The sequence below is a fragment of the Pseudomonas sp. ZY71 genome (assembly GCF_036542145.1).
In the GTDB taxonomy this organism is placed as follows: Bacteria; Pseudomonadota; Gammaproteobacteria; order Pseudomonadales; family Pseudomonadaceae; genus Aquipseudomonas; species Aquipseudomonas koreensis_A.
The window spans coordinates 568,841-591,134 of the sequence record NZ_CP144274.1; the positions used below are offsets into that span (position 1 = coordinate 568,841).

At 60.3% G+C, this 22,294-nt stretch carries 19 protein-coding genes; 11 read left to right on the forward strand and 8 right to left on the reverse strand.

Annotated elements, in window-relative coordinates:
* Positions 1 to 298: 298 nt before the first annotated feature.
* The 6 genes from VY732_RS02465 (at position 299) to VY732_RS02490 (ending at position 7,526) form a co-directional block, all read left to right on the forward strand.
* Entirely contained in the window at positions 299 to 907 is a 609-nt protein-coding gene (locus VY732_RS02465; protein WP_331693709.1) for a YqiA/YcfP family alpha/beta fold hydrolase, read from the forward strand.
* A gap of 41 nt (positions 908 to 948) precedes the next feature.
* Positions 949 to 2,856, forward strand: a complete 1,908-nt coding sequence (parE, locus tag VY732_RS02470; protein ID WP_331693711.1) for a DNA topoisomerase IV subunit B — start codon at positions 949 to 951, stop codon at positions 2,854 to 2,856.
* On the forward strand, positions 2,856 to 3,845 hold the full coding sequence (locus VY732_RS02475; RefSeq protein WP_077570577.1) for an esterase-like activity of phytase family protein: 990 nt from the start codon (positions 2,856 to 2,858) through the stop codon (positions 3,843 to 3,845). Before parE ends, VY732_RS02475 begins: the two co-directional genes overlap by 1 nt.
* Entirely contained in the window at positions 3,842 to 4,366 is a 525-nt protein-coding gene (locus VY732_RS02480; RefSeq protein ID WP_137217705.1) for a retropepsin-like aspartic protease family protein, read from the forward strand. The genes VY732_RS02475 and VY732_RS02480 overlap by 4 nt, the downstream gene beginning before the upstream one ends.
* A gap of 7 nt (positions 4,367 to 4,373) precedes the next feature.
* A complete protein-coding gene (gene parC, locus VY732_RS02485; protein ID WP_077570581.1) occupies positions 4,374 to 6,638 on the forward strand; it encodes a DNA topoisomerase IV subunit A in 2,265 nt (754 codons plus the stop codon).
* A 177-nt stretch (positions 6,639 to 6,815) separates the two neighbouring features.
* Positions 6,816 to 7,526: a PqiC family protein gene (locus VY732_RS02490; RefSeq protein WP_077570583.1), complete on the forward strand. Its 711-nt coding sequence runs from the start codon at positions 6,816 to 6,818 to the stop codon at positions 7,524 to 7,526.
* 673 nt (positions 7,527 to 8,199) lie between these two features.
* On the opposite strand, the gene VY732_RS02495 is transcribed toward VY732_RS02490, so the two are convergent.
* Complete coding sequence (locus tag VY732_RS02495; RefSeq protein ID WP_116031984.1) at positions 8,200 to 9,705, reverse strand: AhpA/YtjB family protein; 1,506 nt, start codon at positions 9,703 to 9,705, stop codon at positions 8,200 to 8,202.
* A 134-nt stretch (positions 9,706 to 9,839) separates the two neighbouring features.
* Between VY732_RS02495 and serB the strand changes: the two genes are divergently transcribed.
* Positions 9,840 to 11,054: a phosphoserine phosphatase SerB gene (gene serB / locus VY732_RS02500; RefSeq protein ID WP_008079219.1), complete on the forward strand. Its 1,215-nt coding sequence runs from the start codon at positions 9,840 to 9,842 to the stop codon at positions 11,052 to 11,054.
* Positions 11,055 to 11,173: 119 nt separating this feature from the next.
* Here serB and VY732_RS02505 read toward each other — a convergent pair whose 3' ends face one another.
* The gene (locus VY732_RS02505; RefSeq protein WP_331693714.1) at positions 11,174 to 12,925 is read right to left on the reverse strand and encodes a molecular chaperone; all 1,752 of its coding nucleotides are present in this window, start codon (positions 12,923 to 12,925) and stop codon (positions 11,174 to 11,176) included.
* A gap of 220 nt (positions 12,926 to 13,145) precedes the next feature.
* On the opposite strand from VY732_RS02505, the gene VY732_RS02510 reads away from it, so the two are divergent.
* The gene (locus VY732_RS02510; protein ID WP_038360321.1) at positions 13,146 to 13,547 is read left to right on the forward strand and encodes a lectin OAA family protein; all 402 of its coding nucleotides are present in this window, start codon (positions 13,146 to 13,148) and stop codon (positions 13,545 to 13,547) included.
* A gap of 67 nt (positions 13,548 to 13,614) precedes the next feature.
* Here the strand turns inward: VY732_RS02510 and asd are convergent, their stop codons facing one another.
* Genes asd through VY732_RS02525 form a run of 3 tightly spaced genes read right to left on the reverse strand, consistent with a single transcriptional unit; the run spans position 13,615 to position 16,890 of the window.
* Positions 13,615 to 14,475 carry an archaetidylserine decarboxylase gene (gene asd, locus VY732_RS02515; protein WP_077570589.1) on the reverse strand — a complete coding sequence of 287 codons (861 nt, stop codon included), beginning with the start codon at positions 14,473 to 14,475 and terminating at the stop codon, positions 13,615 to 13,617.
* A gap of 9 nt (positions 14,476 to 14,484) precedes the next feature.
* Entirely contained in the window at positions 14,485 to 15,309 is an 825-nt protein-coding gene (gene rhdA, locus VY732_RS02520) for a thiosulfate sulfurtransferase (protein WP_116031973.1), read from the reverse strand.
* Positions 15,310 to 15,351: 42 nt separating this feature from the next.
* Complete coding sequence (locus VY732_RS02525) at positions 15,352 to 16,890, reverse strand: HDOD domain-containing protein (protein WP_077570593.1); 1,539 nt, start codon at positions 16,888 to 16,890, stop codon at positions 15,352 to 15,354.
* Between the two features lie 166 nt (positions 16,891 to 17,056).
* On the opposite strand from VY732_RS02525, the gene motA reads away from it, so the two are divergent.
* The 3 genes from motA (at position 17,057) to VY732_RS02540 (ending at position 20,243) form a co-directional block, all read left to right on the forward strand.
* Positions 17,057 to 17,908, forward strand: a complete 852-nt coding sequence (gene motA, locus VY732_RS02530; protein ID WP_007952169.1) for a flagellar motor stator protein MotA — start codon at positions 17,057 to 17,059, stop codon at positions 17,906 to 17,908.
* Between the two features lie 3 nt (positions 17,909 to 17,911).
* Positions 17,912 to 18,988 carry a flagellar motor protein MotB gene (gene motB, locus VY732_RS02535; RefSeq protein WP_116031970.1) on the forward strand — a complete coding sequence of 359 codons (1,077 nt, stop codon included), beginning with the start codon at positions 17,912 to 17,914 and terminating at the stop codon, positions 18,986 to 18,988.
* Positions 18,989 to 19,079: 91 nt separating this feature from the next.
* Positions 19,080 to 20,243, forward strand: coding sequence for a sterol desaturase family protein (locus VY732_RS02540; RefSeq protein WP_331693718.1), 1,164 nt, complete (start codon positions 19,080 to 19,082; stop codon positions 20,241 to 20,243).
* A 42-nt stretch (positions 20,244 to 20,285) separates the two neighbouring features.
* Here the strand turns inward: VY732_RS02540 and VY732_RS02545 are convergent, their stop codons facing one another.
* From VY732_RS02545 to VY732_RS02555, 3 genes are read right to left on the reverse strand one after another with little or no spacing between them, the layout of a single operon-like run.
* The gene (locus VY732_RS02545; RefSeq protein ID WP_077570599.1) at positions 20,286 to 20,771 is read right to left on the reverse strand and encodes a toll/interleukin-1 receptor domain-containing protein; all 486 of its coding nucleotides are present in this window, start codon (positions 20,769 to 20,771) and stop codon (positions 20,286 to 20,288) included.
* Positions 20,771 to 21,730, reverse strand: coding sequence for a caspase family protein (locus tag VY732_RS02550; protein WP_116031966.1), 960 nt, complete (start codon positions 21,728 to 21,730; stop codon positions 20,771 to 20,773). The genes VY732_RS02545 and VY732_RS02550 overlap by 1 nt, the downstream gene beginning before the upstream one ends.
* Before the next feature lie 2 nt (positions 21,731 to 21,732).
* Positions 21,733 to 22,140: a TIR domain-containing protein gene (locus VY732_RS02555; protein WP_116031963.1), complete on the reverse strand. Its 408-nt coding sequence runs from the start codon at positions 22,138 to 22,140 to the stop codon at positions 21,733 to 21,735.
* Positions 22,141 to 22,294 lie beyond the last annotated feature (154 nt).

A 22,294-nucleotide genomic window follows, 5' to 3' on the forward strand; every position in this document is an offset into this window, starting at 1 on the left:
GATCAAGAGCCCCTCATCGGAACGCCGCCCGCCCAGCCCTCTCCCGGTGGGAGAGGGGGCCGACCGAGGTGTCTGGCGTCATACGCCGACCTGAAATACCGAGTCGATTATGGATTCGGCAAATTACTTTCAGGTCGGCGTACTTCTGAAATATCCCCCATTCAGTTCCCTCTCCCTCCGGGAGAGGGCTAGGGTGAGGGCAGCTCGTGCTGTCACACCAAATTATCAGGCCCACCCCCAATCCGCTCTTCTCTCCCTGTAAACTCCGCAAACCCAAACCGACACCCAGGGAGCTCAAATGTCCGGTTCGATCCTCTATATCCACGGTTTCAACAGCGCCCCAGCCTCGAAAAAGGCCTGTCAGCTGGTAACGGTGATGGAGCAACTGGGTTTGAGCGACAAACTGCGTGTTCCGGCCCTGCATCACCACCCGCGCGAAGCCATCGGTCAGTTGGAACAAGCGATTGCCGAACTGGGCAGCCCGCTGCTGGTGGGAAGCTCACTCGGCGGCTACTATGCGACTCACCTGGCCGAGCGCCATGGCCTGAAAGCCCTGCTGGTCAACCCGGCGGTCAGCCCGCACCGGATGTTCGACGGCTATCTGGGCACGCAGAAAAACCTGTATACCGATGAAACCTGGGAATTGACCCACGACCACGTCACCGCTCTGGCTGAACTGGAAGTGCCGGCGCCTCAGGATGCCCAGCGCTATCAGGTCTGGTTGCAGACCGGCGATGAAACACTGGATTATCGCCTCGCCCAGCAGTATTACCGGGCCTGTGCCTTGCGCATTCAGGCTGGCGGCGATCACAGTTACCAGGGGTTTGCCGGGCAGTTGCCGGCGTTGCTGAGTTTTGCCGGCATTGGCGCCGATGTGTATCAGGCAATCGATTTCACCGCACTGTGAAGTCTTGCCCCTATTTCATGAATGACTGACGACGAGACCTTATGGCCACTCCCAGCGCTAGCTCTTATAACGCCGACGCCATCGAAGTCCTCTCGGGCCTCGACCCGGTGCGCAAACGCCCCGGCATGTACACCGACACTAGTCGGCCGAACCACCTCGCCCAGGAAGTCATCGACAACAGCGTCGACGAAGCTCTGGCCGGCCACGCCAAATCGGTGCAGGTCATCCTGCACGCCGACCACTCGCTGGAAGTCAGCGATGACGGCCGTGGCATGCCGGTCGACATCCACCCGGAAGAGGGTGTGTCGGGCGTCGAGCTGATCCTCACCAAGCTCCACGCGGGCGGCAAGTTTTCCAACAAGAATTACCAGTTCTCCGGCGGTCTGCACGGCGTGGGTATTTCTGTGGTCAACGCCTTGTCGACCGAAGTCCGTGTGCGCGTAAAGCGTGACGGCAGCGAATACCAGATGACGTTCGCCGATGGCTACAAAGCCACCGAGCTGGAAATCGTTGGCACCGTCGGCAAGCGCAACACCGGCACCAGCGTGTACTTCGCGCCGGATCCGAAATACTTCGATTCACCGAAATTCTCCATCAGCCGCCTCAAGCATGTGCTCAAGGCCAAGGCCGTTTTGTGCCCGGGGCTGCTGGTCAGCTTTGAAGACAAAGGCACCGGCGAGAAAGTCGAGTGGCATTACGAAGACGGCCTGCGCTCGTATCTGGTCGATGCGGTCAGCGAATTCGAACGCCTGCCGGACGAGCCGTTCTGCGGCGCTTTCGCCGGTAACAAAGAGGCGGTCGACTGGGCGCTGCTGTGGCTGCCGGAAGGTGGCGACGCGGTGCAGGAAAGCTACGTCAACCTGATCCCGACGGCGCAGGGTGGTACCCACGTCAACGGTTTGCGTCAGGGCCTGCTCGATGCGATGCGCGAGTTTTGCGAATTCCGCAGCCTGCTGCCGCGCGGCGTGAAGCTGGCGCCGGAAGACGTCTGGGAGCGCATCGCGTTCGTCCTGTCGATGAAAATGCAGGAGCCGCAATTCTCCGGCCAGACCAAAGAGCGTCTGTCATCGCGTGAAGCGGCGGCGTTTGTCTCTGGTGTGGTCAAGGACGCCTTCAGCCTGTGGCTCAACGCCAACCCGGAAACCGGTCTGGCGCTGGCTGAACTAGCGATCAACAACGCCGGTCGGCGCCTCAAGGCCAGCAAAAAGGTCGAGCGCAAACGCGTCACTCAGGGCCCTGCGTTGCCGGGTAAGCTGGCTGACTGCGCCGGGCAGGATCCGATGCGTTCCGAGCTGTTCCTCGTCGAAGGTGATTCCGCTGGCGGTTCCGCCAAGCAAGCACGGGACAAGGAATTCCAGGCGATCCTGCCGTTGCGCGGCAAGATCCTCAACACCTGGGAAGTCGACGGCAGCGAAGTGCTGGCCAGCCAGGAAGTGCACAACATCGCCGTGGCCATCGGTGTCGATCCGGGCGCGGCGGACATGAGCCAACTGCGTTACGGCAAGATCTGCATCCTTGCCGACGCCGACTCCGACGGTCTGCACATTGCCACGCTGCTCTGCGCGCTTTTCGTCCAGCATTTCCGCCCGCTGGTGGATGCCGGTCACGTCTACGTGGCGATGCCGCCGCTGTATCGCATCGACTTGGGCAAAGAGATCTATTACGCCCTCGACGAGGCCGAGCGCGACGGCATTCTCGACCGTCTGGTCGCCGAGAAGAAACGCGGCAAACCACAGGTCACTCGATTCAAAGGTCTGGGTGAAATGAACCCGCCGCAGCTGCGTGAAACCACCATGGACCCGAACACCCGGCGTCTGGTGCAATTGACGCTGGGCGAAGATTTCGCGCAAACCTCGGAAATGATGGACATGCTGCTGGCGAAGAAACGCGCCGGTGACCGCAAGACCTGGCTCGAATCCAAAGGCAACCTCGCCGAGGTGCTGGCCTGATGCGGTTTGGCTGGGCCTTGGCGGGTGCGTTGCTGCTGAGTGCGATGAGCGTGTCGGCCGAGCCGTTGCAGGAATTGCGCGTGCTCTCCGAGCACCCGGTCGACGGCATGCGCGGCGGCAACCTGTCCGGGCTGGCCATGTGTGGCGGCGAGTTGTGGACGGTGTCGGACCGCGATGACGATCAGATCTATCGGCTCAATACCGCCGATCAGGTCTGGCAGGCCGAAGCCTTGCACATCGACGTACCCCTGGTGCCGGACACCGGTTTGCCGTGGGGGTTGCGCTCGCGCAATTGGGCCGCGTCGTTCGTGCGCGGTGGCGATCTGGATTTCGAGGGCATCAGCTGCGACAGCGCCGGTAATCGCTACATTGTCAGCGAGGGCCACGCGGCGGTCTTGCAGGTGCCCGTCAGCGGCCCGGTCAACTGGCTGAAGATCTCGCCGATGATGGTTCGCGAAGCGCGGGCCAGCGGCATGCTCCTGCATTTCAATGCGATCTTCGAAGGCCTGGCGATCAGCCCGGCGGGCGATCAGATGTGGCTTGCCGCCGAGCGGCAAAGCCGTGGTTTGCTGCTGATCAAGCGCCAGCAGACGGTGTGGGATTGCGACGGTCGTTGCGTGCTGCTCAGCGAGGGTGGCAAGGAAATGCAGCCGCCGCAGTTCCCGAAGGCCAGAGCGGTCGACCGAGACTTTTCCGACCTTTCGTTGTTTAACGGCAAATTGTTTACCCTTGAGCGCAACGCCTTCCAGATTTGTCGGCGCGATGCGCAGACCGCCAAGGTCGAGCGTTGCTGGTCGTACGCCGCGGAACTGTTGCAGGCCAACCGCCGTTACTCGCAGAACTTCGGGTTGGAAGAGGCGCTGATCGTTGACGCTGATGGTGCATGGGTCGGCGTCGACAATAATTTCGGCCCGCGCGCCGACGGTGAGGTTCGGCCGATCGTCTGGCGCTTCGCTGCACCTGACGGTGGCTGGAGCGCCAAGCCATGAGCCAGCAACCGCCGGGCAAGCGCGCCGGTCGGGTGCTGATGATTCTGGCGTGGTGCGCGGCACTGTTTCTGGCGACGCGGTTTTTCGGCCAGTGGGAGCAACGCCAGCAGAATCCGAACGTGGTGGTCACGACGGAGCAGGGCGAAGGTTTTATCGAGGTGAAACTGGCCGGCAATGCCCAGGGGCATTTTGTCGCCAGTGGTCAGATCAACGGTGAGCCGGTGGAGTTCATGCTCGACACCGGCGCAACCGATGTAGCGATCCCGGCTGATCTGGCCAAACGTTTGAAGCTGGAAGAAGGTTTCGGAGTGACCCTGAGCACGGCCAATGGCCTGAGCCAGGGCTATCGGACCAAAATCGACCGCCTGCAACTGGGCGACATCGTGCTGCGGGATGTTCGCGCACTGGTGGCGCCGGGGCTGCATGGCGATCAGGTGCTGCTCGGCATGAGCGCCCTGAACAAACTTGAATTTACTCAGCGCGGTGGCACCATGCTGCTGCGCCAGACAACGAACCGATGAGGCCTGCATGAGCAACCCCCTTGATCTCAGCCTGGACGGTGTAGAACGCCGCTCGTTGGCCGACTTCACCGAAAGTGCCTACCTCAACTACTCCATGTACGTGATCATGGACCGTGCCTTGCCGCATATCGGCGACGGCCTGAAACCAGTACAGCGTCGCATCATTTATGCGATGAGCGAGTTGGGCCTGGACGCCGATTCCAAACACAAGAAATCGGCGCGTACCGTCGGTGACGTGCTCGGTAAGTTCCACCCGCACGGTGACTCGGCGTGCTACGAAGCGATGGTGCTGATGGCCCAGCCGTTCAGCTATCGCTACACGCTGGTCGACGGCCAGGGCAACTGGGGTGCGCCGGATGATCCGAAGTCCTTCGCCGCCATGCGTTACACCGAAGCACGCTTGTCGCGTTATTCCGAAGTACTGCTCAGCGAACTCGGCCAAGGCACTGCCGACTGGGGCCCGAACTTCGACGGCACCTTGCAGGAGCCGCTGGTGTTGCCGGCGCGCCTGCCGAACATTCTGCTCAACGGCACCACCGGCATCGCCGTGGGCATGGCCACCGACGTGCCGCCGCACAACCTGCGTGAAGTCGCCACCGCTTGCGTGCGTCTGCTCGATGAGCCGAAAGCCACGGTCGAACAGCTCTGCGAACACATTCAGGGCCCGGACTATCCGACCGAAGCGGAAATCATCACGCCGCGCGCCGACCTGCTGAAAATGTACGAAACCGGCAAGGGTTCAGTGCGCATGCGCGCCGTGTACCACGTCGAGGACGGCGACATTATCGTCACCGCGCTGCCGCATCAGGTGTCCGGTGCGAAAGTGCTGGAGCAGATCGCTGCGCTGATGCAGGCGAAACCGTCGAAAGCGCCGCAGATCGCTGACCTGCGTGACGAATCCGACCACGAAAACCCGTGCCGCATCGTCATCATCCCGGTCAACAGCCGCGTCGATCACGAAGCGCTGATGCAGCACCTGTTCGCCAGCACCGAGCTGGAGTCGACCTACCGGGTCAACGTCAACATCATCGGTCTGGACGGCAAGCCGCAGCTGAAAAATCTGCGTGCCTTGCTGGTTGAATGGCTGGAATTCCGCGTGCAGACCGTGCGTCGCCGCCTGCAATTCCGCCTCGACAAGGTCGAGCGTCGCCTGCACCTGTTGGACGGTTTGTTGATCGCTTACCTCAACCTCGATGAAGTGATCCACATCATTCGTACCGAGGAGCACCCGAAAGCCAAGCTGATCGAGCGTTTCGCCCTCAGCGAGATTCAGGCCGACTACATCCTCGACACCCGTCTGCGTCAGTTGGCGCGACTGGAAGAGATGAAGCTGCGCGACGAGCAGGACGAACTGCTCAAGGAACAAGCCAAGCTGCAAGCGCTGCTGGGCAGCGAAGCCAAGCTGAAAAAACTGGTGCGCACCGAGCTGATCAAGGATGCCGAAACCTATGGCGACGACCGTCGTTCGCCAATCGTCGAGCGCAGCGAAGCCAAAGCGTTGACCGAACACGATCTGCTGCCGAACGAGAAAGTTACCGTCGTCCTGTCGGAAAAAGGCTGGATTCGTTCGGCCAAAGGTCACGAGATTGACGCGACCGGTCTGTCGTACAAGGCGGGCGACGGCTTCAAGACCTCGGCGGCGGGGCGCTCCAACCAGTCTGCCGTGGTGATTGACTCCACCGGCCGCAGCTATTCGGTTGCTGCGCATACGCTGCCGTCGGCACGTGGTCAGGGCGAACCGTTGACCGGTCGTCTGACGCCGCCACCGGGAGCGACCTTCGAATGCGTGCTGATGCCGGAAGACGACGCGTTGTACGTGATCGCCTCGGACGCCGGTTACGGCTTCGTGGTGAAAGGCGAAGACCTGCAAGCCAAGAACAAGGCCGGTAAAGCCCTGTTGAGCCTGCCGAACAACGCCAAAGTGATCGCGCCGCGCCCAGTGGCTGATCGTGAGCACAACTGGCTGGCCTCGGTCACGACCGAAGGTCGCCTGCTGATCTTCAAAATCAGCGATCTGCCACAATTAGGGAAGGGCAAAGGCAACAAGATCATCGGTATTCCCGGTGAGCGTGTGGCCAGTCGCGAAGAATATGTCACGGACATCGCCGTCATTCCGGAAGGCGCCACCTTGGTGTTGCAGGCCGGAAAACGCACCCTGTCGCTGAAGGCTGACGACCTTGAACACTACAAAGGTGAACGTGGACGTCGTGGCAACAAGCTTCCAAGGGGATTCCAGCGGGTCGATGCGCTGCTCGTCGAAAACCTCAATTAGGCGTCCTAGAGAGCTCGGTCCACGATTTAACGCGTAGATCGACGCTTTGGCGCTGGAGTCGGAACGCATATTCACGGATGATATGCCCTTTCCAAGCGCCGGCGTGGCCGAGCGTTCTTCATATTTATTGAGTATTTTCACTGTGGTCAGCCTTGTGGCGGCCACCTGGACGGGATGATGACTGCTCTGCGCCCCCTTATTTTCCTGCTCGCCGGCGTTCTTGGCCTGGCGGGTTGCAGCGTTCACCAGCCGGTGTCGCTGTATCAACTGGACAGCGGAAGTCCGGTTCAGCCTGCGCAAAGCGCTGGCATGGCGGTTTTGTTGGGCCCGGTAGTCGTAGCCGATTACCTGCAACGTGAGACATTGCTGCAACGTCAACCGGACGGCAGTCTGCAAGCGGCGACCGACGGTCGTTGGGCTGGCAGCCTTTCGTCGGATATTGATCAGTTGCTGATGCGTCAGGTGGCGGGTCACCTGGACAGCCAACGTGTGGTGCTGGCACCGGCCACCGGTGGGTTCACCCCGGATGTGCAGGTATTGCTGACTATCACGCGTCTGGACTCCGGCGCGAAACAGCCGGCGATTCTTGATGCACAGTGGCGCTTGATTGATCGCCGTGGTCAGGTGCGCGATAACCGCATCGTGCATCTGCAAGAGCTGCACGCCGGCAGCACGGCTTCGCAGGTGCAGGCGCAGGGCATTTTGCTGCAGCGTCTGGCCGAGCAATTGTCGGTAGCGCTGAAGCCTTTGGCCAATCAGCCACCGGTGGCTGAGGCACCACGTAAATCGGCACCGAAACCGGCCGCGCCGGCAGCGGAAGCCGAGAAGCAGCCGAAAATACCGATGGCATCGCCGATTCGGACTGATATGGAAGTGTTCCGCTTCTAAGCTGGAACGAGTCAGAACAGAGCCCGCCTTGTGCGGGCTTTGTTGTGTCTGGGATAGAAGATCAAAAGCCCCTCACCCTAACCCTCTCCCGGAGGGAGAGGGGACTAACCGAGGTGTCTGGCGCTATACATCGACCTGAAAGAGATTGGCGATTATGGATTCGGTAGAGCAGGGACTGACCGAGGGGGCTGGCGCTATACATCGACCTGAAAGAGCTTGGCGATTATGGATTCGGTAGAGCAGGGACTAACCGAGGGGGCTGGCGCTATACATCGACCTGAAAGAGATTGGCGATTATGGATTCGGTAGAGCAGGGACTGACCGAGGTGTCTGGCGCTATACATCGACCTGAAAGAGATTGGCGATTATGGATTCGGTAGAGCAGGGATTGACCGAGGTGTCTGGCGCTATACATCGACCTGAAAGATCCTGGCGATTATGGATTCGGTTGAGCAGGGGCGGACCGAGGCGTCTTGCGTCATACGTCGACCTGAAAGAGCTTGGCGATTCTGGATTCACAGCAGGGCGCTCAAGTCGGTGTAGCTCTCCAATATCCCCCAATCAGTCCCCTCTCCCTCGGGGAGAGGGCTAGGGTGAGGGGCTTTTCAGTCATCCACAAAAAAGCCCGCAGACAATCACTCATCTGCGGGCTTCTGTGCTTCTGACTTAAGGCCTACGCCCGGCGCTCATGCATCCGCGCCAGCTGCCGTTCGAGCATCGACGGATAAGGCTCCATCAACCGCTCCACGCAGCAAGCACCCTCAGGGCTGGCAATCGGGCGGATCCGCGCACGCTGGCGGATCAGCGCATCGTCACTGATCTTGCGCTCAACCAGCAGCAGGTTGCGGCTGTGCTGCGACAGGGCCAGTGCGTCCTGTGCCGAATCGGTCAGCAACAGATCGATCTGACTCAGACCGAACAACTCATCGCCCAAAGTCAGGCCCAATTGCAGTTGCAGGGTGATGCCGCTGTCCGCGACTTCAATCTGCAACTGATGACCCAAGGCCCGCAGCAACTCGCCGCAGCAGATCGCATTGGTCAGGTAATCGTCACCGCTGTCCTCGGTGTGGAACAGCATCAGCGTGCTCCCGTCGTTCAGGGTTTCGATTTCGCCCTGATACAACGAAGCGGCCTGATCGAGGCAGTCGCGATAGCGTTCCTGCAACTCTTCCAGGCGTGCCCGTGGCAAGCGGCGCAGTTGCTCCTGAGAGCCCAGTTGCACGGCCAGTACGGCGGTGTGCTGCGGCACGCTTGGCGACGGTTGGCGGATAACGGGTTGCGGCGCGCCATTGAGCGACTCGTCGCGCAGGTCGGCGAATGCGTCATCGTCATCATCGTCTTCGACGGTGCTGACCAGATGTCGCGGCGCCGGCTTCTGCGCGGCCATCGGACGGGTTTCGTCGAAACTCGGATCACGCAAGTTGCGCACCTCGAACTCCGGCTCGTCTTCTTCGTCCTCGAACTCAGGCTCCGGTTCAGGTGCAGGCTCCGGCGCGTAATTGGCGTGCAGCTGACGCGCCAGATCGCCGATTTCATCCTGACGATCGATGCCCGGCGTGTGTTCGTCGATGCGGCGCAACCAGACGCGCAATTGCAGCAGCGGCGTCGACAGATAGCGGCCCATGCGCAGGCTCAGGGCCAGCGACAGCGCCAACAGAATACCGCTGAGAATGCCCATGCTTTGCAGGCTGATGGTCATCGGCTGCTGGAACTGATCCATGTCCAGGCTGATGCGCAGTTGCCCGGCGGTCACGTCCTGGAAGGTGATCTTGCTCTCGTACATGCCTTCGGCTTCGCCCAGCAGGCTGTGCTTGGGCCGCTGACCGGACTCGGCGAGGATGCGGTTATCCACGCTGTAGATCGCCGCGTGGGCCACCAGTTTGTTCTTGGTCAGGTTGTTGAGCAGCACATTGAGGCTGAGGATGTCATTGGACACCAACAGCTCGGTGGCAGAGGTCGCGGTCTGCGTGGTCAGGCTTTCGCCCAGCGCATCGGCCTGCTGGTGCATGGCCTGCTTGAATTGCAAACCCATCACGCCGGCATAGATCACCAGGGCCAGAGCGACCAGGATCACGTTATGGCTGGCAATGCGCAATGCAATCGGTACACGGCGGTGGCGCAGTGCACGGAAGATCAGCAGGAAGAAGTTATCGGTTTTAACTGGCGTGGGCCGGTTCACTGAGCTCGGCTCTTTTGTCCGTGAAGTTGACGCGCAGTATAGCGACAGGCCCTAGACCGGCAAAGCGCTCGCGGTGCCCGATGGTCACTGAAAGTGGGTAGAATGCGGTTTTTTTCCAGTTGCGGGGGTGCGCGTTGCGCGAAATCGTCCTGATTAACATCACGGGAGTCGACCGTCCGGGTCTGACGGCAGCCATTACCGGTGTTCTGGCACAGGGTGGTGTGAACATTCTCGACATCGGTCAGGCGGTGATCCACGACACGCTGTCGTTCGGCATCCTGGTTGAAATCCCCGATTCCGAGCAGGGGAAATCCGTGCTCAAGGACATCCTGTTCAAGGGCTACGAGCTCGACCAGCAGGTGCGCTTCACTCCGGTGTCCGAAGAGGATTACCAGCAGTGGGTGGGCAATCAGGGCAAGAAGCGCCACATCGTCACCCTGCTGACCCGCAAAGTGACCGCCGGCCAATTGCAGGCCGTCAGCTCGATCACCGCCAAATACGGTTTGAACATCGACCATATCGACCGTCTGTCGGGTCGCATGCCGCTGGACACGCCGGCCGACAAAGGCAAGGGCTGCATCGAGTTTTCTGTACGTGGCGAAGCGGCCGATCCGCAAGCGCTGCGTGCCGAATTCCTCAGCGTTGCCCAAGAGCTGAACGTCGACATCGCCTTCCAGGAAGATTCGCTGTTCCGTCGCAACCGTCGTCTGGCGGTGTTCGACATGGATTCGACGCTGATCGAGGCCGAGGTCATCGACGAACTGGCCAAGGCTGCCGGTGTGGGCGAACAGGTATCTGAAATCACCGAGCGCGCCATGGCCGGTGAGCTGGATTTCCGCGCCAGTTTCAAAGAGCGTCTGGCCTTGCTCAAAGGCCTCGACGTCAGCGTACTCGACTCGATCGGCGCTTCACTGCGTCTGACCGAAGGCGCGGAAACGCTGTTCGCCGAGCTCAAGCGTCTGGGCTACAAGACCGCGATCCTCTCGGGCGGCTTCACCTATTTCGCCAAGCAGTTGCAGGCCAAACTCGGCATCGACTATGTGTTCGCCAACGAACTGGAAGTGGTCGACGGCAAGTGCACCGGCGTGGCGATCGAGCCAATTGTCGATGCACAGCGCAAGGCTGATCTGTTGAAAGAGCTGGCGCACAAGGAAGGTTTGCGTCTGGAGCAGACCATCGCGGTCGGCGACGGCGCGAATGACCTGCCGATGCTGGCGATTGCCGGTTTGGGCGTAGCGTTCCGGGCCAAGCCACTGGTCAAGCAGTCGGCGAAGCAGGCGATTTCGACGTTGGGTCTGGATGGCGTGCTGTATCTGCTGGGCTTCCGTGATCGCGACGGGCAGCTCTGAGATCTCTATCGCCTGACTTGACCTCTTCGCGAGCAGGCTCGCTCCCACAGTTGAAATGCATTCCAATGTGGGAGCGAGCCTGCTCGCGAAGGTAGCGCCGCCGATCCATCGGCGGGCACTCAAAGCGATTTCCACAACGAATCAAAATCTTCCTCGCTCCCGCCATTCTGCGCGGCCTCCAGCGAGCGGTAGGCAAACTGATTGAAACTGTGCGTACTCGCCACCCGGCGATCCAGCCCGGCGCGATGTTCTTCGCCGTGGGTGTTGATCAGCACTTTGCTGCCCTCCTGAAAAGGCAGGCGCGGCGCAAGCAGCGTCGCAGGTACATCGATCGCGCTGATCTCCGGCAACAATAATCCGCGCAGATACTGACTGTGATCGTCCCGCGAGCGCACCAGTTGCAAACCGCAGGGCTGCGCGTGCGGTGCCACCAGTTCAATGCCCATTTGTGTGCCACCACCGCGCACCTGACGGATCCAGCGAATCACCGCGATGCTCCAGCCCAGACTGACACTGTCCTGAATCCCGAGCATTTCTCCGGCCTGTAACTCGGCGGGCACTTCATTTGGCCACGCCAGACAGTAACCGCCGGGGCTGTGATTGATCACTGGCAACGCGTAAGTCGGATAGTGCGGCGCGGCGTCGGTGCTGCTTTCGTCTTCGACGAGGTGGTCGTACTGGATTTCTTCGTAGGGCAAAAACTGCTCATTGTTTTGCGGTGCCGCGTCGAAGGCCTGGCTCCAGCTGTCCTTTTCACCTTTGGCCACTACGTTGCTGAAATTCGCTGCGCGGGCGCCTGGATGTTTGAGCATGTCGCTGAAACTGCGCTCGCCGCCGAGGTAGAAGTGCAGGGCGCTCATGCCCACGCACACGGTCAGATTGCCTTGGCCGACCGTGCGTTGAAAACTGCGTTCGGCAGCCTGACCCCAGGCTGCATGCAAGTGCTGCAGGGTATCGAAGCTCAGCCCGGCCGCGACGGGCAGCGGCGTTGACGTGTCCTGATGCAGCAAATGCGCTTCGATGGCATTCACCAGTGGCTGTGGATCGAAGCCAAGTAATCCACGCTGTTGCTCGCTGCGAAACATGTTGCGGTAGCGGGGGCCGGCATCCAGTTCTGAGCTGATTGCCAACAGGCCAGCGTCCGGGCTTGCGGGGTGCAGTTTGAGCAATGCACTCCACGGCTCCAGCACTTCAGCCAGGCGGGCGATCTGGTTCTGCCGCAACTGATTGCAACGGGCGCTGCCCAGCAAGAGTGCGGCGATGTAAGTCTGTTCCAGGCTCAGCTCTGTCGTCAGGCTGGCCAGATCGTCGTGCACACGGCGGTGTTGCAGTTGTAATTCAGCGGCGCTGCGATACAGCTGATGCAGTTCGAACCACAGGTGTTCCGGCGGCGAGCTGTATAACTGCGTGGCGCGCAGCAATTGGCCTTTGAACGCATGGGCTGCCCGTTGCAGGGCCGTGCTGACCAATGCTGCACGATCGTTGCTGTACTTCGGCGCGATCCGCAGCACGATCTGTTTGTAGCCGATCGCCAAATGACTTTGCAGGGCCTGACACAGATTGCTGATCTTGCGCGAACGCTCGTCGAGCATGATCGCCTGATGCAGGAAATGTCGCTCCAGATGCTGGCAGACGAAATACACCTCGGGGCGTATCAGCTCCAGCAGGTTGAGGCGGTTATCGCTGGGCGTGAGCAACAGATTGAGTTCGCCCAAGGCTTGATAAAGCAGGCGGGCGGTTTCGCCGATGTTGGCCTTGGGCAGGTCGGCAATCCAGCGCTTGAGGTCACGCGGAGTCGCTTCGCAAAACGACAGGCGCGTTTGCGACGGAGTTGGCGCGCTCAGGAAGGCTTGGGGGCGAGACTCACTCATGCCGTAAATGGCTCCGGCGGCGAAATGGGCAATGCCCAAAACTCTAGCAGCTGTGGCTTGTTTCGCCGGATGGCGTCAGGTTTTTTGACCGCTGGTCTGCTGGCCGGATGCCATTTCACAAGCCCTACTAGTCTCTCAGGCGTGCGATCGGAAACGCACGGTTGCACGGCCTGCCGTCAACCTCGGGCAGGTCTCCCGAAACTTCAAGGAGATGAGGTTCATGTCTAAATATGCAGTGGCAAATCAATGGGGTGGCAGTTCGGCGCCGTGGCATCCGGGTGGAACCTGGGTGTTGGGTGGGCGGGACAACCAGAATGTCGTCGCAATCGAGATCAATTCGCGCGATGACGGTAAAACGTTCACCGGCACCATGACCTACGCCGGGGAAGGTCCCATTGGCTTCAAAGCGCAACGCACCGGTCAGAACCAGTACAACGTCGAGAATCAGTGGGGTGGCAATGATGCCCCATGGCATCCGGGCGGCAAGTGGGTGATTGGCGGCCGGGACAATCAGAACGTTATCGCGTTGAGCGTCACGTCCAGTGACGGAGGGAAAAACCTCAGTGGCACCAATACCTATGTCAACGAAGGCCCGATCGGCTTCCGTGGGCAGATAGAGTAACGGCACCACCGAGTCGTATCCGCCCTTTCGCAGACGTGCGAACGGGCGGATCAGTGGCTCACAGCATTCAGGCGTTGGGCAGCGCCAGGCCTTGGCCCATCTGCACTGGCGAACCGGCGACCAGTTCTTCAGCCCATTTCACCTGATCCGGCCCGAACAGCACGATCGCCGTCGAACCCAGCTTGAAGCGACCCAGTTCAGCACCTTTCTCCAAGTGGATCGGCGCACGGGCGGCTTCGTCGTAACGGAAGGTTTTCAGTTCACGCTTCGGCGGGGTGACCAGACCGGCCCAGACGGTTTCGATCGAAGCGACGATCATCGCGCCTACCAGTACCACGGCCATCGGCCCGCGCTCGGTGTCGAAGATGCACGCCACGCGCTCGTTGCGGGCGAACAGTTCCGGGACGTTTTCTGCGGTGGTCTGGTTGACCGAGAAGATCCGGCCCGGGATGTAGACCATCTCGCGCAGGGTACCGGCCAACGGCATGTGCACGCGGTGGTAGTCCTTCGGCGACAGGTAGATGGTGGCGAAGTCGCCGCCCATGAACGGCGCCGCGTTGGCCGCATCACCGCCGAGCAGCTCCAGCACGCTGAAGCTGTGGCCCTTGGCCTGGAACACGCGACCGTGCTCGATCGGGCCGAGCTGGCTGACCGCACCGTCGGCCGGGCTGAGGATCGCGCCCGGAGTTTCGTCCAGTGGACGCGCGCCGTCTTTCAGGGCACGGGTGAAGAACGCGTTGAAGTGCTCGTAAGCGGTCAGGTCTTCGACCAGCGCTTGCGACATGTCCACCTGATAGCGCTTGGCGAACCATTGGGTGAAGGCATTCTTGAACCAGCGCACGCGGCATTCGGCAATGCAGCCGGCCAGGCGCGACAGCAGGTGATGAGGCAGCAGGTACTGGCTGAGGATAAACAGACGCTCTTTCATTAGTTGTCCTTAAAAACCTTGAATCTCGACTGGCGTGTCAGGGTGGTTACCCCATTCGCCCCAGGAACCGGCGTAGCCCTTGACCCGCGGATAACCGAGGGACTTGGCCACCAGATAAGTGAAGCCCGACCGGTGATGGGTCTGGCAGTGGGTAATGATTTCTTTGTCCTTGGTGATCCCGAGGTCTTCGAGGATCTGCGGCATGTCCGTACGAATGCGCAGCTGACGCGCCTTGTCCATGCCGGCAGTCCATTCGAAATTGACCGCGCCCGGAATATGTCCGGCCTTGGCGGCCAGGACTTTCTCGCCGGAGTACTCCAGCGGACCGCGCGCATCCCAGATCGCCAGATCGGCAGCACCGAGACGGCTTTGCAAATATTCGCGCGTGGCAGTCGGCTCGTCGTGCAAAGTCAGCGCAATCGGGCCGCCAGCCGCTGGTGGTACCTGGATCGACATCGGCATGCCATCTGCCAGCCACGCCGGCAGACCACCGTCTATATAGTGGTACTTGTCGTGACCGATGACGTCGAGCAGCCAGATGAAACGTCCGGCCCAGCCGCCGCCTTCGTCGTCATAGACCACGTAGACCGCGTCTTTGCGATGGCCCAGTTCACCGAACACCGCCTCCAGATCAGCTTTCGCCGGCAGCAGGCCCGGCGCCGGCGGCTGGCCGAGCTGGGTGCGTTTCGGGTCGACAAAGCGTGCGCCGGGCAGATGACCTTCGGTGTAGCGGGCAGCGCTGGTCAGATCCACCAGAATCAGTTCAGGGGAATCGAGGCGCGGGAGCAGGTCGCTCGGCTCGATGACGAGCGGCAAGCCAGAGAAGTCAGACATGTGAGGTCTCCAGGGCACAAAGGGGAGGATTGTAGCGCAGCCTCATCGGCCACGGCTGCTAAAGCTGTGCAGGGCTTTCTCGATGCACTGCGCGGTTTTGCCAAAGGCTTGCACGGTGATGTCGGCGAACGGCCCGCCGCCCTGGTCGGCAACCACAATCATGATCACCCGGCCGTTATTCACCAGTGAACGCAGGAACAGATGCTCGCCGCGAAACAGCGTGCGCAGGCTCGGTGGCAGCAGGGCGGAGAATTGTGCGTTGTTGTCCGGGGTAATCCGCACTTGCGCTTGTTGTGCCAACAGCCGTTGCAGCACGCTGCTCTGGCTGACGACAAAATTCAGCGCCGCCGCTTCTTTCGGCAGCCCGGCGGTTTGATTCACGCGCAGATTCGACTGCGTGCGGTCGGCCATCAGGATCATCACCCGGCGCATGCCGCTGGCGACCAGCGCATCGCGAGCGGCGACGGTCAGGCTCATCGCATTGGTGAAGCGGCTCGGTTCGGCGAGCAGTTCGGCGCATTGGCGGCGCCATTGGCCAAGGTCTTCAGCGCTCGGCGCAGCGGCCGGCAACATACCCGCCGGCAAACGGTGCGTGCCCCATGGCCACAGTAGCGAAACCGCCGGGTGCCACAGATCGGGCATTGCATGCTGGCGTGCACTGTTGGCAGCCTGCTGGTGCAGTTGTTGCTGCACTTCGTCCATCGGGATTTGCAGGTAAAGGCTGGTCAGGTACTGCCAGCGTTCGCTGTGCGGACTGTCCCAGGCTTGTTGTGCCGACAGCGCCAGACCGTTGGCCAGCAGCACGGTGTTGGCTGGCTGATTGAGCCAGCGGCGCAGGGTCGGGTCATCGTCGAGGCGATTCTGCTGGCGCAGTGGGTGTTCGCTGTCACGGGCGATGCGCAGGACTTTCACCAGTTCGCGCTGTTCACTGAGCAGCAATTTATAACCCTGCTGCACCCAGATCGGCAGATGCCAGGTTTGCACCAGCGCTTCTGCGATTTTCAGCAGGCGTACACCAAACAATTGTTTTTCGACTACGCGGGCTGACTCACCCTTGTGGATAACCCGCAGCTCCCATTCTTCGAGCAATTGCGGATACGTCAGCGCCAATGGCCACAGCGGCGACAGAAACAGCAGGCTGCCCCAATGAATGTCCTGCCACAGCCGCGCCAGGCGACTGGCGAAAAAACCGTTGGCCTGTTGCGTCGCGTGCTGGCTGATCATTTGCAGTTGGCGCAGGGCCTTGGGGATTTGCATCTGCGGCTCGGCGGGCAACCGCGCCAGCAGTTCTTCTGTGCGCGCAAGGCCGAGGCGATTGATCGCCACTTCAAGATTTTCCGCCGGTGCGGCCATTGTGCCGTGGGTGTGACGATTCGCCTCACGGATAATGCTCAAGGCCAATGCCGGGCTGTCCTGCATCAGGTCGGCGATGTCACGCAACGAGCTGCGGTTATCACGAATCGCCCGACAAACCTTGTCGTGAGACTCTTGCGGCACGGGCAGTCGCACGCCATCGAGCAACTTTACCCAGCCGTCGAGGGTGGTCGGTTTTGCGTGTGGGACGTTCGTTTCATTAGCCATGTCTGGACGGGATCTTCACTGACTGTAGACGCGCCCGGCATGGGCTAAATTGGCTTTTCGCCTGAACTGGCTATAGTCTGGCGCAGTTTTGCCGATAAGTAGAAGAAGAGATTTTTTAACTTCCGAATATGACCTTGAACCCGACTTAAATAAGTACTTTCTACCTATGGCTAAAATTATCGGCATCATCGTCGTATTCGCGAGCGTGCTCGGCGGATACGTGCTCTCCCACGGCAAGATTGCCGCCCTGATCCAGCCTTTCGAGGTGATGATCATCGGTGGTGCTGCACTCGGTGCATTCCTGCAGGCCAACCCCGGCTACATGACCATGCACGTGCTCAAGAAATCCCTGAGCATGTTCAGTTCGCGCTTCAGCCACACGTTCTATCTGGAAGTGCTCGGGCTGATCTACGAGATCCTCAACAAGAGCCGCCGCGAAGGCATGATGGCTATCGAAGGCGACATCGAAGATGCTGCCGCGAGCCCGATCTTCGCCAAGTACCCGGCCGTGCTCAAAGACGAACGCATGACCGCGTTCATCTGCGATTACCTGCGCATCATGTCGTCCGGCAACATGGCCCCGCACGAGCTGGAAGGCTTGTTCGACATGGAACTGTACAGCCTGAAAGAAGACCTCGAGCATCCATCCCACGCGGTGAACGGCATCGCCGACGCCATGCCCGGTTTCGGTATCGTCGCGGCGGTACTCGGTATCGTGGTGACCATGGCCTCGCTGGGTGAAGGCGATCAGAAGTCCATCGGTCTGCACGTGGGTGCGGCACTGGTCGGTACCTTCTTCGGTATTCTCGCGGCATACGGTTTCTTCGGCCCGCTGGCGCATTCCCTGGCCCACGATGCCAAGGAAGAGCTGAACGTCTACGAAGCCATCAAGGCCTCGCTGGTCGCTTCGGCTTCCGGCATGCCACCGTCGCTGGCGGTCGAGTTCGGTCGCAAGGTGCTGTACCCGGCCCACCGTCCAAGCTTTGCCGAGCTGGAACAAGCTGTTCGCGGTCGCTAAGTCATGGAAAATAATCAGCCGATTATCATCAAGCGCGTCAAGCGCATAGCCGGCGGGCATCACGGCGGGGCGTGGAAAATCGCCTTCGCCGACTTCGCCACGGCGATGATGGCGTTCTTCCTGGTGTTGTGGCTGCTGTCCACCGCCACGCCGGAGCAGAAGATCGCCATCGCCGGTTACTTCAAAGACCCGGTCGGCTTTTCCGAAAGCGGTACGCCGTACATCATTGACCTGGGCGGTACGCCGACTCTGGCGCCGGAAAACACCCTCAACCCGGAAGTGAAGTCGCAACCGCAGCCTGACAAGGTCACGGTCGACACCGAGCAGGTTGAAGGCATGGCCGAGCAGGTCGAGAAGGAGCGTCTGGAACTGCTCCTGCAAGAACTGCAGAACAAGGTCGACGAGAACCCGCAACTGCAGAAGTTCAAGGACCAGATCCTCTTCGAGATCACGCCGAACGGCTTGCGCATCCAGATCATGGACGCCGAGAACCGGCCGATGTTCGACTCGGGTTCTGCACGCCTGAAACCGTACTTCGAAGACATCCTGCTGGCCATGGCGGACACCATCAAAGCGGTGCCGAACAAGATCAGCATCAGCGGCCACACCGACGCCAAGCCGTACACCGGCACCGGTGATTTCGGTAACTGGGAATTGTCGGCCAACCGTGCCAACGCTGCGCGTCGTGCCTTGATCGCCGGTAGCTATCCGGATGCGCAAGTGGCGCGGGTCGTCGGTTATGCCTCGTCGGCGCTGTTCGACAAGGAAAACCCGTTCAACCCGGTTAACCGTCGTATCGATATCGTGGTGCTGACCAAGAAAGCCCAGGCGGCCATTGAAGGTGCGCAAGGTGCGGATCCGGCGAAACCGGCGGATCAAGGTCAGAACGGCGCCGCTCCGGCAGCGCCGGTTGACCCGAATGCACTGCCGGCGGATCAGCAACCGGTGCCTGCGCACGAACTGCGCGAACGCCTGAACCTGTTCGACGACGCCGTACCGAAACCGGCTGAACCGGGGAGCGCGGCACCTGCCTCCGCTGCTCCGCCAGCCACTGCCCCGGCCCCCGCGCCGAAGCAGTGATCCACAAAAAGCCACGGTCACCGTGGCTTTTTTGTATCTGCCTGCGTCGCAATGACCAGTCGCAGTTTTCGCAATCACGGAAGATCAGTTAATGGAAAGACTCAAAGCCTATTTTCAACGGCATGGCAACGCACCCTTCAAATTTGGCGAGGGGCGGGTCAGTGGCTATATTTCCGCCACCCTCGGGCTGTTGAGCCTGCTGGCGGTGTTCTGCTTTCTGTTTCCCGAATGGCTGACCACAGCCGAACTGCGCAAGGTCTATGACGAGCAGTTCGCGCGCACCACGTTGTTGCTCGGTCTGGTGCTGTCGTTCAGCCTCGGCACCCTGAATATCCTGCTCAACAAACGCAAACGTCTGGGGATTACCGGATTGGTGGCGTCGGGGCTGGCGGTATTCCTTGGTGGCACCAATGTCCAGGTCAGTTCGATCGGACAGACACCTTATTCGCTGGGGCTGGACTGGTTTGTCCTGGCACTGCTGGTGTCGGCGATCGTGTTCATTCCTCTGGAAAAGCTCTACTCCAAAAATCCCGAGCAAAACATCCTGCGCCCGCACTGGCGCACCGACCTGACCTACTTTTTCGTCAGCCACATGCTGGTGCAGTTCATCCTGATCTTCATCACCGCCTCTTCGAGTTACATCGCCGGTTGGGCGATGTCGCCGAGCTTGCAAGCCAGCGTGCAAAGCCTGCCGCTCGTTGTGCAGTTTCTGTTGGCGATTCTGGTCGCCGATCTCGGCCAATACTGGCTGCACCGGCTATATCACGTGGTGCCATTTCTGTGGCGCCTCCACGCGGTGCATCACTCCAGCACACACATGGACTGGCTCGCGGGTTCGCGCGTGCACTTTATCGAAATCCTGCTGACCCGCACCGGCGTGCTGGTGCCTCTGATGTTGTTGGGCTTCGCGCCTCAGGCACTCAACGCCTACGTGATTCTGGTCGGCGTACAGGCAGTACTGGCCCACGCCAACGTGCGGATCAACGGCGGCTGGTTGAACTACCTGATCGTGCTGCCGCGCTACCACCATTGGCACCACGCCCGGCACAAGGATTACATCTACAAGAACTACGCGATCCACACGCCGCTGGTGGACATGCTCTTCGGTACGTTCAAGCTGCCGCCGAAGGAATGGCCGGTGCGTTATGGCGTGTTTGGCAAGGAATTGCCGGGCGGGATTGTGCGTCAGCATCTGTATGCGTTTCAGAAACCTGAGCCGAAGATGGCTGCGCCAAAACCGCCCGCCAGCGCTTGAGGCAAAAAAAGCCGCGAGATGATCGCGGCTTTTTTACGTCTGTCAGAACCCGCGCCGAATCCGGTTCTTCAGTTGTTCGTGGAAAATCTCGGCGTTGCGCTTATAGGTACCGCTAAAGGATTCATTGCTCGAATCCAGCGTCATCGAGCGTTTGTTCGACACTTCCTCGCGATACGCGTCGATAAAGAAATTCAGATCACTGTCCGTGCTCAACTTCGGCCACTTGTCCAGATACAACGGCAATTCTGCGGGGCCGGTCTTGAACGAACAGATCCGGCGGTTGCTGATAGTCGCCTCACCAATTTCGAATGGCACCCACCACGACAACGCGGTCTTCTCCGACACCACCGCCAGCAAGTGCGTGCACTCGGTGATGTTGCGGGTGATGACGCCGGTGATGTCATCGGTGGTTTGCGATTCAGGGTCCAGCACGTCGAGGTAGGTTTTGATGTTGGCCTGAATCAGGCGGCTGTTGATGGCGATGGCGTGGGCGCGATCCATGTGGCGGTAGCTGATGAAGACGGGCATCAGAAGTGTCCTTTGAGGGCGAGTTCGCGGTAGTAGGCGCCGAGCGCGGTGAGGCGGCAGCCGGTGGAGTTGATGGCGGCGTAGTACATGTGTTCGGCGTCCACGGGCTCGATCAGGCTGTGGCGATTGCACATTTGCAGTTGCTTGAAGATGTCACCGTGCTCGGGATCGAACAGCGCTTCGGTGGGCTCGTAGCTGGGGTCGAGTCTGAAAACGAAGCTCGGTTCCGGGAACCAGTCCTTGAGTTTGCGCAGGGTTTCTTCGGCGATCAGCGGCGCGACCTCGCGTAGCGGCACAAACTGCGAGACATTGGTCTTGAATACCGGACGCTGTTCCCAGGCTCCCAGCGCATTGTCGACAAACGAATAGACGCTACCGGGGGTGACCTTGCCGAGCACGTTGGCAGCGCCACCATGCAGCGCTTGCAGCAACAGATCCGTGAATACACCGTGACCGCGGCTTTCCAGGGCGTACTGTTCTTTTTTGCAGGCGGTGAGAATGGTCACGCCTTCGCCGATCACACTGCTGCCACCGCGCAGGTTGCGCAAGGCGCCTGCTGCACCGGCCTGGCAGCAATCGAGAATGATGATTTTATTCTTGATGTGCGGGGCCTTGTCCGCCCATTCCAGAATGTCGCTGATACGGATACCGTCTCCGCCAGGCTGATAGTCCTGGGGAATCAGTAGTCCTTCGTCGATGCTGGTGTCGAACTGCCCATGACCGGCGAAGTACAGCAGTGCCACGTCACAGTCGCCTGAGAACAGGCTCTGGATCTGTTGTTTCATGTATTTGAGCGTGAGTTGTTCTTCGGCCGACGTCAGCACTTTGCTACTGAAGTTCGGGCGCCCGTTGGCGTGACGTTCCAGCACCGAAGCCATGGCCATTGCGTCGTTGTTACAACCGCTCAATGGCGAGACGTAGTCGTAGTGGTTGATGCCGATAAACAGTCCCTTGCGCATGGTTACACCGCCGTATGCAAGCGAATCGCGCTAACGATGCTGTTGGTGTTCCATGCGCATTCGGCGTTCGCGGCGTTGCGAACGACCGTGGAAATACGCTCGGCGCCGAATGGTTTGATCGCGATGATCACCTTGCCCATACGCTTGGCGATCTCGATTTCCTTGTTGATCCACTTGCTGTAAGTCGAGTACATGCCAGCCATGATCAGCACCGCCGAGCAAGGACGGATCTTGTTCTCGATGGCTTCTTCGAGCTGCCTGTCGGTCTGCGCGCCCATGATCGGGTTATGTGGCGGCACGGAAAAATTCTTGAAACTGAAATCCGGTTGCGCGCCGAGCAGACGGACCAGATTGTCGTGGGCGTGGGAGTAGTTCCACGAGTGGCTGATGAACAGGTGATAGGTCTGCATGGGGTTCCTCGAAGGTCGCGAAGGTGCGAAGGAGGACCCCAATCTAGGCATCTGGAGCTTGCCTACAAGGGTTGGGCGGTTAAAGAGAAATGTCCTGCAAGCAGGCGTGTGCGGGTCTGCCAGAAAAGTCTGACGTTTAGCGGAGTCGGGGGTT

What these genes read in the sequence shown, in the direction of transcription:
- VY732_RS02510 (WP_038360321.1), top strand. Translation starts at nt 13,146, where the DNA reads ATGTCTAAATATGCAGTGGCAAATCAATGGGGTGGCAGTTCGGCGCCG.
- VY732_RS02550 (WP_116031966.1), bottom strand. Translation starts at nt 21,730, where the DNA reads ATGCGCAAGGGACTGTTTATCGGCATCAACCACTACGACTACGTCTCG.
- VY732_RS02540 (WP_331693718.1), top strand. Translation starts at nt 19,080, where the DNA reads ATGGAAAGACTCAAAGCCTATTTTCAACGGCATGGCAACGCACCCTTC.
- VY732_RS02555 (WP_116031963.1), bottom strand. Translation starts at nt 22,140, where the DNA reads ATGCAGACCTATCACCTGTTCATCAGCCACTCGTGGAACTACTCCCAC.
- rhdA (WP_116031973.1), bottom strand. Translation starts at nt 15,309, where the DNA reads ATGTCTGACTTCTCTGGCTTGCCGCTCGTCATCGAGCCGAGCGACCTG.
- motA (WP_007952169.1), top strand. Translation starts at nt 17,057, where the DNA reads ATGGCTAAAATTATCGGCATCATCGTCGTATTCGCGAGCGTGCTCGGC.
- VY732_RS02505 (WP_331693714.1), bottom strand. Translation starts at nt 12,925, where the DNA reads ATGAGTGAGTCTCGCCCCCAAGCCTTCCTGAGCGCGCCAACTCCGTCG.
- VY732_RS02490 (WP_077570583.1), top strand. Translation starts at nt 6,816, where the DNA reads ATGACTGCTCTGCGCCCCCTTATTTTCCTGCTCGCCGGCGTTCTTGGC.
- parC (WP_077570581.1), top strand. Translation starts at nt 4,374, where the DNA reads ATGAGCAACCCCCTTGATCTCAGCCTGGACGGTGTAGAACGCCGCTCG.
- VY732_RS02545 (WP_077570599.1), bottom strand. Translation starts at nt 20,771, where the DNA reads ATGCCCGTCTTCATCAGCTACCGCCACATGGATCGCGCCCACGCCATC.
- VY732_RS02465 (WP_331693709.1), top strand. Translation starts at nt 299, where the DNA reads ATGTCCGGTTCGATCCTCTATATCCACGGTTTCAACAGCGCCCCAGCC.
- parE (WP_331693711.1), top strand. Translation starts at nt 949, where the DNA reads ATGGCCACTCCCAGCGCTAGCTCTTATAACGCCGACGCCATCGAAGTC.
- VY732_RS02475 (WP_077570577.1), top strand. Translation starts at nt 2,856, where the DNA reads ATGCGGTTTGGCTGGGCCTTGGCGGGTGCGTTGCTGCTGAGTGCGATG.
- VY732_RS02525 (WP_077570593.1), bottom strand. Translation starts at nt 16,890, where the DNA reads ATGGCTAATGAAACGAACGTCCCACACGCAAAACCGACCACCCTCGAC.
- asd (WP_077570589.1), bottom strand. Translation starts at nt 14,475, where the DNA reads ATGAAAGAGCGTCTGTTTATCCTCAGCCAGTACCTGCTGCCTCATCAC.
- motB (WP_116031970.1), top strand. Translation starts at nt 17,912, where the DNA reads ATGGAAAATAATCAGCCGATTATCATCAAGCGCGTCAAGCGCATAGCC.
- VY732_RS02480 (WP_137217705.1), top strand. Translation starts at nt 3,842, where the DNA reads ATGAGCCAGCAACCGCCGGGCAAGCGCGCCGGTCGGGTGCTGATGATT.